Below are 16,857 nucleotides of genomic sequence, written 5' to 3'. Positions count from 1 at the left end.
CCCCGGGCTACCGTCATCGCATGACCGATTCGCTCGTGCTCGTCGACGACCGTGGTCCCGTGCGGGTGCTGACCCTCAACCGGCCCGAGGCTCGAAACGCCTTGAGCCGCGGACTGATCAAGGCCACCTACAGCGCGCTGACCGAGGCCGACGCCGACGAGTCCGTCAACGCCGTCGTGCTCACCGGCACAGACCCCGCCTTCTGCGCGGGGGTTGACCTCAAAGAGGCGCAACGCGACGGCCTGGGCTATTTCGAGGAGTTCCGGTCGCAGAGTTGCATCGCCGCGACGGGCAACATGCGCACCCCGATCGTCGGCGCCATCAACGGCGCGACCTTCACTGGTGGGCTGGAGATGGCGCTCGGCTGCGATTTCCTGATCGCCTCCGAACGCGCCGTGTTCGCCGACACGCACGCCCGGGTCGGCATCCTGCCGGGAGGCGGTATGACCGCCCGGCTCCCCCAGGTGGTCGGGCTGGCCATGGCCCGGCGGCTGTCGATGACCGGTGAGGTCGTCGACGCGGCGCGCGCCGAGCGCATCGGCCTGGTCACCGAGGTCGTCGCCCACGACCGGCTGGTCGAGCGCGCCGTCGAGCTGGCCGCGCAGATTTCCGAGGTGCCTGCGTCGGTCATGCTCGGCCTGAAGGAGATCTACACGACGGGCGCGGCCGCGGTGATCGATCCCGCGCTGGCCGCCGAGGAGAAGATCGCGTTCGCCCAACACCGCGATTTCGCCGGCCTCGGCGACCGGTTCCAGGAGGTCTCGGAGCGCAACAAGCGCCAGATCGACAGCTGACGGGCAGGCCTCCCCCTGTGCCGCGCGACGGTGCGCGTCTGCTGACGACACGCGGGCGTTCTTCGGCGGTGTGCGCACGCTCGCGGGCGTCGACCGTGCGCACAGTGTCAATTTTTCGCGGCGTGGCGTGTGCAGACACGCACGCTGGCGGAAGAAAGTGCTAGCGCTGGCGGAAGAAAGTGCTAGCGCTGGCGCAGCAGGATGAATTCCACTGTGCGACTGCCGCCGAACTCGGGCCTTGGGCTCGTCGTCATCTCCACTTGCTTGCGCGCATGCATTGTGGTGGGGGTGTGCGGATCGAGCACCGACAGATAAACCCTGTGCTCGGCCAGGGACGTGACCGCACGCTCGAAGCTGCCGTCGTCGATCACCTCGACGTGCGTTGCCTCCGGCCCGTTCTGAAACAGCCAGCGCGGCGGATGCGGCAGGCTGTCGTAGGCCTCGACGACGGCCGCGGCGAACTCCATGTGGTCGCGCTGGTTGGGTGCGCCGGGCGACCACTCGCGGCCGCCGTAGATGCTGATCACCACATCCGGCTCCAGTTCGCTGATCGTCTCGACGATCCTGGCCCGCAGTTCCGGGCTGTTGCGGATCTCGCCGTCCGGGAACTCCCAGAACCGCACGCCGGCCACGCCGACGACCGCGGCCGACCGCAGCTGCTCGTGCTCCCGCAGCGGGCCGGCCTGTTCGAGCGCCACACCCGCGATGCCGGCTTCACCGCGACTGGCCAGCGCGTAATGGACCGTCCTGCCCTGGGACGTCCATTTCGCCACCGCCGCGGCGCACCCGTATTCGGGGTCGTCGGGATGCGGTACCAACACCAGCGCGGAACGCCAGTCGGAGGGGAATGCGTCGAACACGCCCTCTATGCCACCACACCGTGCACCACGATGGCGGTGGTCTGCTCAACCCAGTCGTCACCGAGCGGCTCGCCCGGCGACAGCAGCATCCGCAGCAGCGTCGCCCCACCGATCACCTCCACCAGCCGGTCCGGGTCGACATCGGGATAGACCTCGCCCCGCCGAACCGCGTCGGCCACCCGGTTGCGCACCGCCGCGAACACACCGGTGAACCGGTCCATGACGCGGACGTTGAGCTCGTCGTCGGCGACCATGTCGGCGATCAGACCGGGCAACGCCGCCCGCACGACCGGGGAGGCGAACACGTCTCGGGTGGCGGTGAGCATGGCGCGGATGTCGGCGGCGATATCCCCCGGCGGCGTGGCGATCGCGGTCGGCGCGGCGGGGAACGCCGCTTCGTGGACCAGTTCGGCCTTGCTCGACCACCGGCGGTAGAGCGCGGTCTTGGTGGTGCCCGCCCGCTCGGCCACCGCGGCGATCGTCAAATTCGAATATCCGATCTCCGCAAGGAGATCCGCCGTCGCGCGCAATATGGCAGCGTCGATGCGTGGATCCCGGGGTCGCCCGGCGCCCGGGGTCTTGTCAACCGATGACGCGTCTGGTTTCATAACGCTACCCACCGTATCGTAATTATCGGCGAAAGAAGAGACTGTGGCCAACGAACCGGCTGTCGAAGATGTCAGCCGCCTCGAACATTCAAGTCGCGATCTGTCCACCCTCCCCGGTGTGATGTCTCGGTGGCTGTCGACCGTCCTGCCGGGCGCGGCGGCACCGGAGATCACCGTGGAAAGTGGCGTCGACGCCAACGGGATGTCCTCGGAGACGATCATCCTGACGGGACGATGGTCGGCCGACGGGGAGCCGCAGGCCCAGAAGTGGGTGGCCCGGGTGGCGCCCACTCCCCAGGACGTGCCGGTGTTCTCCGAGTACCGCATGGATCACCAGTTCGACGTGATCCGGTTGGTGCAGGAGCACACCGACGTGCCGGTGCCGCAGGTGCGGTGGCTGGAGAACAGCGGCGACGTGCTCGGTACGCCGTTCTTCCTGATGGACTACGTCGACGGCCGGGTGCCGCCCGATGTCATGCCCTACACGTTCGGGGGGAACTGGTTCGCCGACTCCCCCGCCGAACAGCGCCGCGAACTGCAGGACGCCACCGTCGGCGTGATCGCCAAACTGCATTCGATTCCCGAACCCGAGAAGGTGTTCGGTTTCCTCGACGACGGATCCGATCGCAATGCATTGCGGCGCAACCTCAACTGGCTACAGGACTGGTATCAGTTCGCCGTCCCCGACATCGGCCGTTCGTCGCTGGTCGAGCGCGCCCTGGATTGGTTGGAGGCCAACTGGCCCGCCGACGCCGCGGGCAACGACCCCGTCCTGATCTGGGGGGACTCCCGCGTCGGCAACGTGCTGTACTCCGGCTACCAGCCGGTGGCCGTCTTGGACTGGGAGATGGCCACACTCGGGCCGCGCGAGATGGATGCGGCGTGGATGATCTTCGCCCACAATGTCTTCCAGGAGTTGGCCGGCCTTGCCGGATTGCCCGGGCTGCCCGACTTCATGCGTGAGGAGGACGTCAAGACCACCTATACGGCGCTGACCGGGGTCGGACTCGGCGACCTGCACTGGTTCTACGTCTATTCCGGCGTGATCTGGGCGTGTGTGTTCATGCGCACCAGCGCGCGACGGGTGCGGTTCGGCGAGATCGAGCAGCCCGAGGACGTCGAATCGCTGTTCTATCACGGTGCACTGCTGAAACGACTCATTGGAGATGACTCCTGATGCTCGGTCCCACCGACGAATTCCCGATTCACCAGATCCCCCAACCGATCGCGTGGCCGGGGTCGTCCGACCGCAACTTCTACGACCGGTCCTACTTCAACGCCCACGACCGCACCGGCGACATCTTCGTGATCACCGGGATCGGCTACTACCCGAACCTGGGCGTGAAGGACGCGTTCGTGTTGGTCAGGAGGGGCGACACCCAGACCGCGGTGCATCTGTCCGACGGCATCGACTCAGACCGACTCAACCAGCACGTGCTCGGCTACCGCGTCGAGGTCACCCAACCGCTACACAAGCTGCGCATCGTGCTCGAGGAGACCGAAGGCATCGCCGTCGACCTGACCTGGAACGGCCTGTTCGACCCCATCCAGGAGCAGCGCCACGTGCTACGCACCGGCACCCGAATCACGTTGGACGCCCAGCGGTTTGCGCAGGTCGGGTCCTGGAGCGGCACGATCGCGATCGACGGTGAAGAGATCACGGTGGACCCGGACGTGTGGATCGGCAGCCGCGACCGGTCGTGGGGTATCCGCCCGATCGGCGAGGCCGAGCCCGCAGGCCGACCCGCCGATCCCCCGTTCGAGGGGATGTGGTGGTTGTACGTGCCGATGGCCTTCGACGACTTCGGGATCTGCCTGATCATCCAGGAGGATCCGACCGGGTTCCGCAGCCTCAACGACTGCACCCGGATCTGGCGCGACGGCCGCGTCGAACAACTCGGCTGGCCGCGCGTGAAGATCCACTACACCTCGGGCACCCGAATCCCCTACGGCGCCACCATCGAAGCGACCACTCCGGACGGCGCGCCGGTGGTGTTCGAGGTCGAGTCGAAGCTGGCGGTACCGATCCACATCGGCGGTGGATACGGCGGCGACTCGGACTGGCTGCACGGCATGTGGAAGGGCGACAAATTCAGCGAACGCCTCACCTACGACATGACCGATCCGGCGGTCAACGGCCGCGCCATGTTCGGCGTCATCGACCACGTCGGCCGCGCCGAGTGCAAGGAAGGCGGCAATACCAGCGAGGGTTGGGGTTTGTTCGAACACGGTGCGCTCGGCCGCCATGACCCGTCGGGCTTCAACGACTGGCTCACCGTCGCCGACTGAGCGTGTCAGGCGGCCATGAACAGCGCCGCGGCGGCGACCGCCTCGACCAGAAAGTAGAACCAGTTCGGGTAGAACGACGTTCGTTGGTCGATGACCGCCGACACCACCCGACCGAAGGCCATCCCGGCCAGCGCGCCCCCGACCGTGATCACCGTGCCCGCGCGCAGCGCCCCGCCGTCGATGACCGCGTACGCCAGGACACAAGCGATGGCCACACCGAAGCCCCCGTACACCGCGCGCACCTCCGCGCGCGCCGCGGTGCCGCCGAGGGTGGTGCCGAACGGCCGGACAAGCGCCTCGGGCGCGGCCAGAGCGTAGGTTCCCATCCCGGCGAAGAACACCGCGATCATCACCACGACCACATCTGCCACGGTAGCCTCCCGTCAATCGATCAGGAGGCCAGCATGACCGCACACGCGGCTGACGCGCTTCCACAAACCTGCTGTCCGACGGTGTGGTTGTGGCCCGGCCAAGCCCTGTATGCCGGGCCGAGCCTCAAGCTCGCACCGCATTCCGGATCGGTGTGGTGTCTTGCGGTCGGTATCGGTGGACCGCTGACCGTCGAGCATCAACACAAGCGAGTCGACGCACGCAGCGTGCTCATTCCGCCGCGGCTCGCGCACCGACTGATCTGCCACGGCGCCGGTCTGGTCTCGTGCTACCTCGAGCCCATGTCGGATCGCGCCCGGAGTTGCCGCGCGAAGGTCGGCGAATGGCGCGGCGGCCTCGGGGCCGGGCAGGTCGACGAGGAGCGCCTGCAGTTCGTCCCGCGAGACGACGACGATGCGTCCCACTGGCTTGACGTAGCGGCACCCGCAGCCGACCGACGTATCGATCCTCGAATCGCTCGGGCTGCCAACAGGGTTCGCGAGGACCCGGCCGGATCGGTGGCGTCGTGCGACCTGGCCGCGGATGTGGGCCTTTCGGAGTCGCGGTTCCTTCACCTGTTCCGCGACGAGCTGGGCACCACTGTGCGCCGCTATCGGCTATGGCTGCGGTTGCTGGAGGCGGGCCGAGCGATCGCCGATGGCAAGAACCTGACCGACGCCGCGATGCAGACCGGCTTCTCCAGCCCGTCTCATCTGTCCGACCGCTTCAAGTCGACGTTCGGACTGTCCGCATCGACGCTCCTGGCCGCCGGTGTGGCGGTCAGGGTGCCGAATTAGCTTGCGCGATCAGGCGACCGGCGTCACCCGCACCGGTGCGCGGCCGAACACCATCGACTCCTCGATCCGGTCGAGGCGGTGGTCGATCGCGTCGAGCACATAGTTGTGCCGGACGTTCCACGGCCGGTGCGTGCCCGACTTCGGCAGCACATGCCCCGCGCGTTGTACGTAGCCGGCGTTGATGTTCCACGCCGGCTTCTCCGCCATGGGTTTGTCCCCGAGATGCGGGTATGCGTGCGTATACCCGTGAGAGTCCATGTAGGAGATCAGCTTTGCGAACGCCCGAGCGGTCAGGTCGGCACGCAACGTCCACGACGCGTTGATGTAGCCGACGCACCAGGCCAGGTTGGGCACGTCCTCGAGCATGTGCTCCTTGTAGACGAACCGGTCCTGCGGTTTGACCTCCTCGCCGTCGATGCTGATCAAAACACCGCCCAGCGCCTGCAATTGGATGCCGGTCGCGGTGATGATCACGTCGGCGTCGATGCGCTGTCCCGACTGCAGCACGACACCGGACGCATCGATGTGGTCGATCCGGTCGGTCACCACGTCGAGGCGGCCGGTGTTGATCGCGTCGTAGAAGTCGTTGTCGAGCATCGCGCACAACCGTTGGTCCCACGGGTCGTAACGCGGCTTGAAGTGCACGTCGACCGGATAGCCCTTGGGCAGATTGCGTTTGGCGTAATTGCGGATATAGCGCCTGCTGAGTTTGGGCGCCGCCTTGGCGAACGCGTAGATGAACACCGTGAAGATGGTGTTGTAGATGCGTGCACCCCAGTAACCGGCCCGGCCGGGCAGCACCTTGCGCAGCGCCTGCACGATGGGATTGATCCGCGGCCCCGACAGCATGTACGTGGGCGAGCGCTGCAGCATCGTCACGTGGCCGGCCTTCTCGGTCAGCGACGGGATCATGCTCACCGCCGTCGCGCCGCTGCCGATGACCACCATGCGTTTGCCGGTGTAGTCCAGCGACTCCGGCCAATGCTGCGGGTGTACGACCTCGCCGCCGAATTCGTCGAGGCCGGGGAATTCCGGACGGTAGGGCTCGTCGTAGTTGTAATAGCCGGTCCCGAAGAACAGGAAGCGACTGCGGTACGTCTTGGGTGCCCCGTCCTGTTCGGTGTGCACCGTCCACGTGTCGGTGGACGAGTCCCAGTCGGCCGACAGGACGCGGGTGTTGAACCGGATGTGTTCGTCGATGCCGTGCTTGCGGGCGGTCTGAACCAGGTAGTCGCGGATGTCGGGGCCGTCGGCCACGTTCTCCGGCCGCGTCCAGGGTTCGAACGGGTAGCTCAGCGTGAAGATGTCGCTGTCGGAGCGGATGCCCGGATAGCGGTGCAGATCCCAGGTGCCTCCGATGCGGGCCCGCCGCTCGAGCAGCGTGTAGGACGTGTGCGGGTTCTTCTCCTGCAGTCGGTATGCCGCGCCGATCCCCGAGATCCCCGCCCCGATGATCAGCACATCGGTGTAGTCGCCGTTCTGCTCATTGCCACTCATCCGCAACCTCCCTTGGTCCCGCTGAGTACCACCATAGGAGTCAAGCTGCCAGCGCGTCGACGATCTCGGCCAACGCGTCGATGGCGATGGGTCCGGGCTGGTATAGGCAGACGCGGTCGGACACCCCGGCCACGCGGTCGCGGATGTGGGCGGCGATCTCGGCCGGGGTGCCGCACGCGGCGATGGTGTGCAGAACCTCGTCGTCGATCAGGGTGCCCATCTCCTGCCAGCGGCCCTGTTTGGACAGCGCGTTGAGCTCTGGCTGCAGATCGCCCCAGCCGTGCACGTCGAGCACCGGACGGTAGGCCGGGGTGGAGCCGTAGAACGCCAACAGCCGACGGGTGGCGTCGTGGTCCGCGTCGTGCGTACCGACCGACACGATGATCTCGGGCACCAACGCGAAGTCGTCGAGGGACCGCCCCGCCTCCGACAGGCCGGCGCGCACCTGCGGCATCGTCGCCTCGTGCAGAAATCGCTTCGAGCCGAACGGCATGACCAGCAGGCCGTCGGCGACGGCTGCGGTCGCACGCGTCAGCCTCGGGCCGAGCGCACCGAGATAGATCGGCGGAGGACCGTACGGGTTCGGGCCGGGGTTGAACGTCGGGGTCATCAGCGTGTGCCGGAAGTACTCGCCGCGGAAGTCCAGACGTTCGCCGGTCTCCCACGCGGTGAACACCGCCCGCACCGAAGCGACCATCTCCTTCATGCGGGCGACCGGGCGGTCGAACGCCGCGCCGTATCGCTTCTCGACCTGCGCGCGCACCTGCGTTCCCAGTCCGAGTGTGAAGCGGCCCTCGGCGAGCACCTGATGGTCGTAGGCCTGGTGGGCGAGCTGAACAGGGTTGCGCGGAAACGCAATGGCGACGTTGGTCATCAGGTCCAGACCGCCCACCGTAGACGCCAACGTCAGCGGCGCGAACACGTCGTGCGGCCCTTCGAAGGTGAACACCCCGCTGGCGCCCGCGTCGCGCAGCAGTCGCGCCCGCTCGATCGCATCGGTTGGGCCGAACAACGCTGTCATGACCTTCACGGCGTGAGAGCCTAATCGCGTGGGGTTGCAAGGCAGTGCCGACGCGGTGGTGGTGGGCGCCGGGTTCGCCGGGTTGGCGGCGGCGCGCGAGTTGAATCGGCTCGGTCACGACGTCGTCGTCCTCGAAGGTCGCGACCGGGTCGGCGGACGGTCGGCGACGGCAACGATCGCCGGCGTACCCGTCGACCTCGGCGGCACCTTCATCGGACCGACGCAGGACGCCGTCGGAGAACTGGCAGCCGAATTGGGCTGTGCGACAGTGCCCACGTTCAGCGGTGGTAAGAACCTGATCCGGTGGCGGGGCCGAGTCCGCTCGTACCGCAGCACGATTCCCCGGTTGTCGATCATCGAACTGCTCGACGTGTCGCGCATCCAGTGGCGCTTCGAGCGGGCTTGTCGGCGGGTCGCCGTCGAAGCGCCCTGGACCGCCCCCCACGCCGACGCCCTGGACTCCCTGTCGCTCGACGGCTGGCTGAAGTCGGTGCACGCCAGCGCCGGAACACGGGACCTGATGGCGATCATGTCGAGGGTGACCTGGGGTTGTGAGCCCGACGCGGTGTCGATGCTGCACGCCGTGCGCTACGTCAGAGCCGCGGGCGGGCTTGACCGCATGCTCGACGTCGAGGGCGGTGCACAGCAGAGCCGCTTCCCGGGCGGCACCCAGCAGATCGCGATCCGGATGGCCGAGGAGCTGGGCCCGCGTGTCGTGCTCGACGCCCCGGTGCGCGGCATCGAACGCCACAGCGACGGCACGCTCACCGTGACATCCGATCGGGGCGCGGTGCGCACCAAGGCCGTCGTCGTCGCCATCCCTCCCGAACACCGCCAATCGATCGAGTTCTCACCCGAGCTGCCCGCCGAGTACGGCAAGCTCGCGCAGCACTGGCCCCAAGGCAACCTGAGCAAGGCCTACGCCGCCTACGACAAGCCGTTCTGGCGCGCCAAAGGGCTTTCGGGAGAGGCGCTTTCCGACGAGGGCCCGGTGTTCATCACGTTCGACGTCAGCCCCTCGGACTCGGCCGGCCCCGGCATCCTGCTGGGCTTTGTCGACGCCCGCTCGTTCGACGCGCTGCCGGCGGCGCAACGTCGGGAGCGCGCGCTTTCGGGTTTCGCGGGGCTGTTCGGCGACGCCGCACTCAGCCCGATCGACTATCTCGACTATTGCTGGGGCGCAGAGGATTTCGCGCCGGGAGGGCCGACGGCGGCCGTGCCACCCGGCTCGTGGACGACGTACGGTCCGTGGCTGCGCAAGCCGATCGACGGGATCTATTGGGCGGGAACCGAAACCGCTGACGCGTGGACGGGTTTCCTCGACGGCGCGGTCCGGTCCGGTCGGCGCGCGGCCGACGAGGTGCACCGCGCGCTCGCGGGTGACTAGGAGCTGATGCGGCGCTCGGCGGTCACCGACTCGACCAGCCCACGCAGGTGCCTGTTCACCTCGTCGGGGCGTTCCAGGATGGCGCAGTGACCGCCGGCCAACTCCACGAAATCGCGCAGGTTGGGCGCCGCCTCGGCGATCCGGCGAGACGACGTCAGCGGCAGCAGCCGGTCCTTCTGGCTGCCGATCACCAGCGTCGGCACGACCAGGTTGTGCAGCTCGATGTGCCGGGGACCGAGATGCTCGACGAGCGTACGGGCCCAGCCGCCGCGACCTACCGGCGAGGTCGCGGCGAACAGTTCGTGCACGAACGAGGCGATCGCCGGATCGGCGTCGCGGCCCACCGCCAGCATCGACACGAAGCGCTGATTCGGGCCGTGGATGGCGCGCGGCACGGGGAACGCGCCGAACGTCTTCAGGAAGGTTCCCGCGGTGCGAACCCGAACGTTGGCCAGCGGCGCGGGCACGGGCAGCAACTTGACGTTGCGCAACAGGTCGCCGGTGGTGGTGTTGATGAGCGCGACGCCGTCGGCGCGTTCGGTTACCCGCTCGGAGTAGCGCTCGGCCCAGGAGGTGATCGCGATGCCACCCATCGAATGGCCGGCGATGACCGCCCGTTCACCGGGGGCCAGCGTGGCTTCCAGGACGGAGTCGAGGTCGGCGGCCAGATGATCGAGGCTGTAGGCGCCGCGGCGGACCGGGACCGCGCTGCGGCCGTGGCCGCGGTGGTCGAATGCGATCACGCGGTAGTCGCGAGACAGGTCGGCGATCTGATGGGCCCACACCCGCAGCGCGCACGTGATGCCGTGCGCCAGGACGATCGGATAGCCGTCCTCGCGACCGAAGACCTCGGCGTGCAGGCGAATGCCGTCCCTCGAGCGCACCTCGACGGCGCGTCCGGATGGGAGGGACCGAGCGGGAGCGAAGGCCGAAACCCTCGACCGGCTGCGGGGACCACTGGTCATGTGCGCTCCGTTCGAACTCGGCAACGTTGCCGGATAAGTGAGCTTATCTAATAGTGTGCGCTTCCGGCGGCACCCCCCGCCGGGTTTTGGCGAGTATCGGTGCAGCGGCGGAGGCTCCGGCGTTCGAGTCGAGTTAAATGGCGGCATGCGCGCGATTCAGATTGCCAGCCTCGACGGACCTCAAGCCGCCAAGCTCGTCGACGTCGACGAGCCCGACGGCGACGGTGCTGTCGTCATCGATGTGCACGCGGCCGGGGTCGCGTTTCCCGATGTGTTGCAGTCGCGCGGGCTCTATCAGTACAAGCCCGAGATGCCCTATACACCCGGCGGTGAGGTCGCCGGCGTGGTGCGCAGTGCGCCCGACGGCGCACATGTGCAGGCGGGCGATCGCGTCGCGGCGCTGACGATGTTGTGCGGCGCGATGGCCGAGGTCGTCGCCCTGCCCGCCGAACGCGTCTTCAAGCTGCCCGACAACGTCTCCTTCGAGGCCGGCGCCGGGCTGCTCTTCAACGACCTCACGATGCACCACGCGCTGCGCACGCGGGGGCGGCTGGCCGAGGGCGAGACCGTGCTGGTGCACGGGGCGGCGGGCGGCATCGGAACCTCGACGCTGCGGTTGGCCCCGGCATGGGGTGCCTCTCGGGTGATCGCGGTGGTGAGTACCGAGGAGAAGGCCGCGGTGGCCAGGGCGGCGGGCGCAACCGACGTCGTACCGGTCGACGGGTTCAAGGACAAGGTGAAGGAGTTGACCGAGGGACGCGGGGTGGACATCGTCGTCGACCCGGTCGGCGGGGATCGGTTCACCGACTCGCTACGTTCGCTGGCCCCGGGGGGACGGCTGCTCGTGGTCGGGTTCACCGGCGGCGAGATTCCCACTGTGAAGGTGAACCGGCTGCTACTCAACAATGTCGACGCGGTCGGAGTGGGTTGGGGCGCTTGGACTTTCATTCATCCCAATTACCTCGCCGAGCAGTGGGCCGAACTCGAGCCGCTGCTGGCCTCGGGCAAGGTGTCCGCACCGCAACCGCAGGTGTTTGCGTTCGAGCGGGCCGCGGACGCGATTGCCGCGCTGGAGGATCGCTCGGCGAAGGGCAAGGTCGTCGTCGCCGTGCGGTGACGCGCGAATGCCTACAGGTACGGGTCGGCCCAGGCGCTGACGATGCGTGCCGCCCGCGCCGCCTGATCCTTTCCGGTCAGCAGGTGATCGGCGCCTTCGAGTGAGACGAAGCTACGCGGGTGACGCGCGGCCTGGAAGATCTCGCTGGCGTTGGCGATGCCGACGGTGTTGTCGGTCGGCGAATGCATCACCAGCAGCGCGCGGCGCAGGGTGTGTATGCGTTCGCGGAGGTCGGCGTCGCGGACGTCTTCGAGGAAGTGCCGCTTGAGCGTCAGCGCCTTGCCGCCGACGCGAAACTGCGCCTCCCCCTCTTCCTCGATGCGCTCGACGACCGCGTCGTAGATCCGCTCCACGTGCGCGGGCTCGTAGGGGGCCGCGACCGTCGCGACCGCCTTCACGGTCGGGCAGTCGTGGGCGGCGGCGATGACGGCCGAGCCGCCGAAGGAATGCCCGACCAGCAGGCGCACCTCGCGGCCTTCGGAGTTCATGAACTCCACGGCCCGCACGGTGTCGGCGACCTTGTGCGAGAACGACCCGTCACTCCAGTCGCCGTCCGAGTCGCCAAGCCCGAGGTTGTCGAACCGCAGCATGCCGATGCCCTCGGCGGCGAGTTGCTTGCAGATCCGACTGGCCGCCGGCGAGTCCTTGCCGAGCGTGAACCCGTGTGCGAACACACCCCAACCGCGCACGTCGCCGTCGGGCAGGTCGATCACGCCCGCGAGCGCGGGTCCGCTGGTGCTCGGGAAGCTGACGCGTTCACCCACGCGCGTCATCCTGTCACGCGGTCGACGGGCTCACTGCTGTTGCAGCAGGTCGCGTTTCACCTCGAGCCTGCGCAGCTTGCCCGACGAGGTACGCGGCAACGCGCCCGGCCGGACGAAGACCACCTCGCTGGGCACCACGCCGCATTCGGATGCGACGCGCTCGATGAGGTCGGCGCGGGACCGCGCCTCGTCGGGTCCTCGGAACTCGGCGACGATCGCGACACCCGGACGGATCGACCGCTCCCCCACGCCGACGGCCACCACGGCGCCTTCGCGCACACCGGCCGCGCCCGCGGCCACCCGCTCGACCTCTGCGGGAAAGATGTTGCGGCCGGCGACGGTGATCAGTTCCTTGGCGCGACCGCACACGACGAGGCTGCCGTCGACGAAGTAGCCGAGATCGCCTGTGGGGAACCAATCGTCGGGATTCAACGGTGCGTCGCCGCGGTATCCCGACATCATCGAGGTCCCGCGGATGTGTATCTCGCCGACCTCGTCGTCGTCGCGCGGTTCTAGGCGCACCGACATTCCGGGTATGGGTTCGCCGAGCAGTGCTTGACCATTGTCGTCGACGATCAGGCCGCGTCCTGGCTCGGGAACCGTTACCGCACAAGTGGATTCGGCCAAGCCGTAGGAGGGCGCGAGCGCACCGGCGGAGAATCCGAATCGGGCCATCTCCTCGGCGAACCGGGCGGTGAGCGCACAGTCGATGGGTTCGCCGCCGTTGAGCGCGAACCGCAGGTCAGAAAGGTCGACGTCGGTGACGCGTCGCGAGTACTTGCCGATCAAGCCGTAGGCCATGTTCGGCGCTGCGGTGATCGTGGCGCGACTCTCGGTGAGCCAGTTCAGCCACCGAAATGGCGACGCCTGAAACGCCGCGGTCGGCGCCTGCCAGACGTCGATGCCGGTCAACGCTCCGGCGAGCACGAAGCTCAGGCCCATGTCGTGATACAGCGGCAGCCAGGAACAGCCGACGTCGCCCTCTCCGACCCCGATCCGCGTGTTCAGGCCGTCGAGGTTGGCAAGCACCGCATCCGGCGATAGCTGCACGGCGCGCGGCACGCCCGTCGAACCGGCCGTGCCCTGCAGGATCGCGACGTCGGCCGCCCGATCGGGTCGCCGGAAGTTCGTCGATTTGGTCAGTGGAGCAACCGAATCCAAATCCTTGACCGTCGGGCCGCTCTCGACGAGGCCGAGTTGCTCCAGTTGCCGCCCCCTACTGAGCACGTGGCTGACGCCCATGCCCGCGAACCGGGCCACCGTCGATTGCGCCCACTTGTCGGCGTCGGCCCCTCGGACGGGGCCGGGCGCGATCGTCACCGGGACGCCGGCCTGGAAGGCGCCGAGGATGGCCGCGATGAGTTCGACGGTGGGCTCGTTGGCCAGGCCGAGTGCGGCGACCTCCTCGTTGAGCAGCCAGTCGGCGACGTTCTCCGAGCGGGCGTGCACCTCCGGCCAGGGGTGGCGGGTCCAGGTTCCGTCGTCGAAGACGTAGAGGCTGTTGTCAGTGCTGGTCAGCCGCTCGGCAAATGCCGTCGCCAACGTTTCCATGGACACCCTCGCACTGCTTACTCGCTCGAACGAGCGATCTTCGGTCTGGTCAATTCCGTCTAAGCTAACCGAAGCCAGTTTGCGAGCGGCGGCCGCCCGGTCAGCGGGTCAGACAGGCTTCCTCACCGTCGGGAGTACTTCAGGTAGAGATAGTCCCGGTGGTTCAGGACGTGGTCCAGCCGTAGCGCGGTCGGCGCGGAAAGCAGACCGTCTCCACCACCTGGGAGGCGGGCGCCGGCGAGCTTGGGCGCCAACGTCACACAGATCTCGTCGACGAGGTCCGCTCCCACGAGTTCGTCGAGCAACGTGGGGCCGCCTTCGCATAGGACCCGACCCAGTCCACGTTGTCGAAGCTCGATGACCATGGCCCTGACGTCCACGGTGTCGGTACCGGCGATCAATAGTTCCCAACGCTTCTCGCGATCCAATCCATGTTCGGATACCGCACGTGCGCTGGTCACCAGGATCGGACGTTGAGCAGGATCGGCCAGTAGCGAGTCCGGCAGTCGCCCGGATCGGCTCACCACGGCGATCCGGGCGGTGCTCCCGGTCGTCGTAGCTGATGGTTTCACGGGGCCATAGTTCTCGGCGCGTGCCGTTGCGGCGCCGACCAGGACGACATCGGCGAACCCGCGCAGGGCGACCAGCAGCCGTTGGTCGGTCGGGTCCGACAGCGACCCCACCCGCCCGCCGAACGCCGCCGCTCCGTCGGCACTGAAGATCATGTTGGCGCGCACCCCGATGGGTGCGGCGCGGTAGTAGTCGATCAGCTCGTCGAGGCCGGAGACCGCCCGCAGGGGAAGCTCTGCGCTCACGCCTCGTGTCCCGGTTCGATGTCGCGCACGTCGGCGAAGGTCACCCACTCGTCGAGGTCTTGGGGCGGCACACCGGCGACCGGTTCGAGCAGATGACCGACGTGGTCTCCGACGTCGAACCGACGGACCACTTCGCCGACGAACCATGCGGCGGCGTCGTCGAGAATCGGCATGTCTTCGGGGCCGGTGTGCCACGCGCACCGACCGAACTTGTTGGTGCGGTCGCCGGTTTCTCCGCCGAACAACTGCGCCAGTTCAAGGTGCTCGCGCGATACCAGATGTACCGCGAGGTGCGAGGCGGACTGCGCTATCCGGAAAGTCCGGTTGCGGCGGGACAAGCCGACCAGAAAGCGCGGCGGATCGATGCTCGTCTGGCTCGCGAAGCCCACCAGGCAGCCGGACCGCTCGTCGTCGGCATGGGTTGTGACGATGAACATCGGATAGTCCAACAGCGACACCATGTCTTCGAACGGCGACGCACCCGACTGCGCACTCACACAGGTCTCCCATCGGGTCGAAGCGCACCATGTCGGCGAAAAGCCGCGATGGTGGTCCGTCGGGCGCTGACGTCGGCTTCTCCCCGACAGAACCTACACCGGTACTTGCGTCCTCACCGGGTTGCGAGAGGGTGTGATTCGCGGGTTACGTCGACGGACGTTGGTGTCAGCCCGGGCATTTCAGCGCGTATCGGCCCACACGTCGGCGCGGTGCACCGGCAGACCGTGGCCCGGTAGCAGGTGCTCGACGGGCAGCGCCCGCATCCGCCGCTCACTGCGTGCCGCAGCGGTGTCGTCGACGGTCTCCGGGGTGAACCACGCGCGCCCGCCGGCACTGAGAACCGCGTCACCGGAGATCAGGGTCCGGCTGTCGGCATGCCAGAACGCGGTCGAGTCGTCGGTGTGGCCGGGCACGTGCAGCACCTCCCAGCTCGTGGCACCCGGTAGTGGCTGACCGTCGGCCAGCGGCTGAGCACTGCCCAGGGCGTCGCCGACCATCCCCTTGGCTCCGCCGTAACCGGCGATGCGAGCGCCGTCGACGAAGCCGCGCAGCCCGGTCAGGTCCAGCGGCTGGCTGATCAGGGTGGGCCAGATTTGGGCGACCTTGCTCAGCGCAGGGGTCCGAGGCTCCTGCGTGCCGTCGAGGTAGCCGAGAGTGACCTCGGGAAGATGCAGCGCCGCCCCGTACTCGGCGGCCAGTCGCGGCGCCCCGGCGACGTGGTCGCTGTGGCCGTGGGTGGCCACGACCGCACCGACGGTGCCTTCGTGGACCAGCAGCACACCCGCGACGTCGTCGGCGCTGCCGGGCATCCCCGCATCAACCACCACATAGGACTCTTCGCCACGGATCAGGTAGCAGTTGAAGATCCACCGGGAGAGGCGGATGACCCCGATATCGTCGAGCGGATCAATGACCAACGCCATCGCGGGCTCCTTCATTGCGAAACTTCAAGCAGTCTGCGGCGCTGGGCGAGGCGGCGGCAAGCACTCGTCGCATGAAGCACCGCCCGGGATCCCTGCACCGCTGATTACGATCACGGCATGAATGAACCCAAGCCTGCCTCTGCTGAAGCGTCGACGTCCATCGCGGCCGACCCGGCCGCGGTCTACGCGCTGATCACCGACCTTCCGACGCTGGCGTCGCTGGCTGAGGAAGCCGACCGGATGGAGTGGCGCAAGGGCGACCGCGTCGCTGTAGGCGCCGTCTTCAGGGGCCACAACAGCAACCGCGGCAAGGAGTGGACCACCACCTGCACCGTGACTGACGCGCAGCCGGGCCGGAGGTTTGGCTTCGACGTCAAGAGCTTCGTCATTCCGGTCGCACATTGGCGCTACGACATCACGCCCACCGACAGCGGCTGCACCGTCACCGAACGCACATGGGACAAACGGCCGGGGTGGTTCAAGACGATCGCGGGGATGGCGACCGGTGTGCGCGACCGCGAGACCGCCAACGCCGAACACATCAAGCTCACACTGAAGCGCCTCAAGGCGAAGGCCGAAGCGGCCGGCTGAGCGGTGTGATC

Annotated in this window: 18 protein-coding genes; 7 read left to right on the top strand and 11 right to left on the bottom strand. The window is 67.9% G+C overall.

Annotated features, from left to right (window positions below; translation table 11 throughout):
• The first annotated feature begins 20 nt into the window (after positions 1 to 20).
• Complete coding sequence (locus AU198_RS02880) at positions 21 to 794, top strand: enoyl-CoA hydratase (protein ID WP_064345911.1); 774 nt, start codon at positions 21 to 23, stop codon at positions 792 to 794.
• A gap of 182 nt (positions 795 to 976) precedes the next feature.
• Here AU198_RS02880 and AU198_RS02875 read toward each other — a convergent pair whose 3' ends face one another.
• On the bottom strand, positions 977 to 1,654 hold the full coding sequence (locus AU198_RS02875; protein ID WP_064345910.1) for a PIG-L deacetylase family protein: 678 nt from the start codon (positions 1,652 to 1,654) through the stop codon (positions 977 to 979).
• Positions 1,655 to 1,659: 5 nt separating this feature from the next.
• Positions 1,660 to 2,262, bottom strand: a complete 603-nt coding sequence (locus tag AU198_RS02870) for a TetR/AcrR family transcriptional regulator (protein WP_064345909.1) — start codon at positions 2,260 to 2,262, stop codon at positions 1,660 to 1,662.
• A gap of 43 nt (positions 2,263 to 2,305) precedes the next feature.
• Between AU198_RS02870 and AU198_RS02865 the strand changes: the two genes are divergently transcribed.
• Both AU198_RS02865 and AU198_RS02860 read left to right on the top strand, forming a co-directional pair.
• The gene (locus AU198_RS02865) at positions 2,306 to 3,439 is read left to right on the top strand and encodes a phosphotransferase family protein (protein ID WP_064345908.1); all 1,134 of its coding nucleotides are present in this window, start codon (positions 2,306 to 2,308) and stop codon (positions 3,437 to 3,439) included.
• Positions 3,439 to 4,551 (top strand): Rv3169 family protein, encoded by a 1,113-nt coding sequence (locus AU198_RS02860; protein ID WP_064345907.1) that lies wholly within the window; start codon positions 3,439 to 3,441, stop codon positions 4,549 to 4,551. The genes AU198_RS02865 and AU198_RS02860 overlap by 1 nt, the downstream gene beginning before the upstream one ends.
• Before the next feature lie 5 nt (positions 4,552 to 4,556).
• Here the strand turns inward: AU198_RS02860 and AU198_RS02855 are convergent, their stop codons facing one another.
• Entirely contained in the window at positions 4,557 to 4,922 is a 366-nt protein-coding gene (locus tag AU198_RS02855; protein ID WP_231744546.1) for a DUF4345 domain-containing protein, read from the bottom strand.
• A gap of 33 nt (positions 4,923 to 4,955) precedes the next feature.
• Here AU198_RS02855 and AU198_RS02850 point away from each other — a divergent pair, with 33 nt between their 5' ends.
• Positions 4,956 to 5,717, top strand: a complete 762-nt coding sequence (locus tag AU198_RS02850; RefSeq protein WP_064345906.1) for a helix-turn-helix transcriptional regulator — start codon at positions 4,956 to 4,958, stop codon at positions 5,715 to 5,717.
• Positions 5,718 to 5,726: 9 nt separating this feature from the next.
• On the opposite strand, the gene AU198_RS02845 is transcribed toward AU198_RS02850, so the two are convergent.
• Complete coding sequence (locus tag AU198_RS02845; protein ID WP_064345905.1) at positions 5,727 to 7,214, bottom strand: flavin-containing monooxygenase; 1,488 nt, start codon at positions 7,212 to 7,214, stop codon at positions 5,727 to 5,729.
• Positions 7,215 to 7,254: 40 nt separating this feature from the next.
• Positions 7,255 to 8,244, bottom strand: a complete 990-nt coding sequence (locus AU198_RS02840) for a TIGR03617 family F420-dependent LLM class oxidoreductase (protein ID WP_064345904.1) — start codon at positions 8,242 to 8,244, stop codon at positions 7,255 to 7,257.
• 19 nt (positions 8,245 to 8,263) lie between these two features.
• Here AU198_RS02840 and AU198_RS02835 point away from each other — a divergent pair, with 19 nt between their 5' ends.
• On the top strand, positions 8,264 to 9,622 hold the full coding sequence (locus AU198_RS02835; RefSeq protein ID WP_064345903.1) for a flavin monoamine oxidase family protein: 1,359 nt from the start codon (positions 8,264 to 8,266) through the stop codon (positions 9,620 to 9,622).
• On the opposite strand, the gene AU198_RS02830 is transcribed toward AU198_RS02835, so the two are convergent.
• The gene (locus tag AU198_RS02830) at positions 9,619 to 10,587 is read right to left on the bottom strand and encodes an alpha/beta fold hydrolase (protein ID WP_064345902.1); all 969 of its coding nucleotides are present in this window, start codon (positions 10,585 to 10,587) and stop codon (positions 9,619 to 9,621) included. The two genes, AU198_RS02835 and AU198_RS02830, sit on opposite strands and share 4 nt — an antisense overlap.
• A 145-nt stretch (positions 10,588 to 10,732) precedes the next feature.
• Between AU198_RS02830 and AU198_RS02825 the strand changes: the two genes are divergently transcribed.
• Complete coding sequence (locus tag AU198_RS02825; protein WP_064345901.1) at positions 10,733 to 11,704, top strand: NADPH:quinone oxidoreductase family protein; 972 nt, start codon at positions 10,733 to 10,735, stop codon at positions 11,702 to 11,704.
• Positions 11,705 to 11,715: 11 nt separating this feature from the next.
• Here the strand turns inward: AU198_RS02825 and AU198_RS02820 are convergent, their stop codons facing one another.
• The 5 genes from AU198_RS02820 to AU198_RS02800 form a co-directional block, all read right to left on the bottom strand.
• Entirely contained in the window at positions 11,716 to 12,468 is a 753-nt protein-coding gene (locus AU198_RS02820) for an alpha/beta hydrolase family protein (RefSeq protein ID WP_064346040.1), read from the bottom strand.
• A 30-nt stretch (positions 12,469 to 12,498) separates the two neighbouring features.
• Positions 12,499 to 14,019, bottom strand: a complete 1,521-nt coding sequence (mbtM, locus tag AU198_RS02815; RefSeq protein ID WP_064345900.1) for a long-chain-fatty acid--ACP ligase MbtM — start codon at positions 14,017 to 14,019, stop codon at positions 12,499 to 12,501.
• A gap of 122 nt (positions 14,020 to 14,141) precedes the next feature.
• Positions 14,142 to 14,834, bottom strand: coding sequence for a pyrimidine reductase family protein (locus AU198_RS02810; protein ID WP_064345899.1), 693 nt, complete (start codon positions 14,832 to 14,834; stop codon positions 14,142 to 14,144).
• A complete protein-coding gene (locus AU198_RS02805; RefSeq protein ID WP_064346039.1) occupies positions 14,831 to 15,295 on the bottom strand; it encodes a flavin reductase family protein in 465 nt (154 codons plus the stop codon). Before AU198_RS02805 ends, AU198_RS02810 begins: the two co-directional genes overlap by 4 nt.
• A 216-nt stretch (positions 15,296 to 15,511) precedes the next feature.
• A complete protein-coding gene (locus tag AU198_RS02800) occupies positions 15,512 to 16,255 on the bottom strand; it encodes an MBL fold metallo-hydrolase (RefSeq protein ID WP_064346038.1) in 744 nt (247 codons plus the stop codon).
• A 117-nt stretch (positions 16,256 to 16,372) separates the two neighbouring features.
• On the opposite strand from AU198_RS02800, the gene AU198_RS02795 reads away from it, so the two are divergent.
• Positions 16,373 to 16,846 (top strand): SRPBCC family protein, encoded by a 474-nt coding sequence (locus AU198_RS02795; RefSeq protein WP_064345898.1) that lies wholly within the window; start codon positions 16,373 to 16,375, stop codon positions 16,844 to 16,846.
• The last annotated feature ends 11 nt before the right edge of the window (positions 16,847 to 16,857 follow it).

This window comes from Mycobacterium sp. GA-1199 (genome assembly GCF_001500045.1).
In the GTDB taxonomy this organism is placed as follows: Bacteria; Actinomycetota; Actinomycetes; order Mycobacteriales; family Mycobacteriaceae; genus Mycobacterium.
Note: the sequence above shows the minus strand (reverse complement) of the source record. Positions and strands in the feature narration are given on the sequence as shown.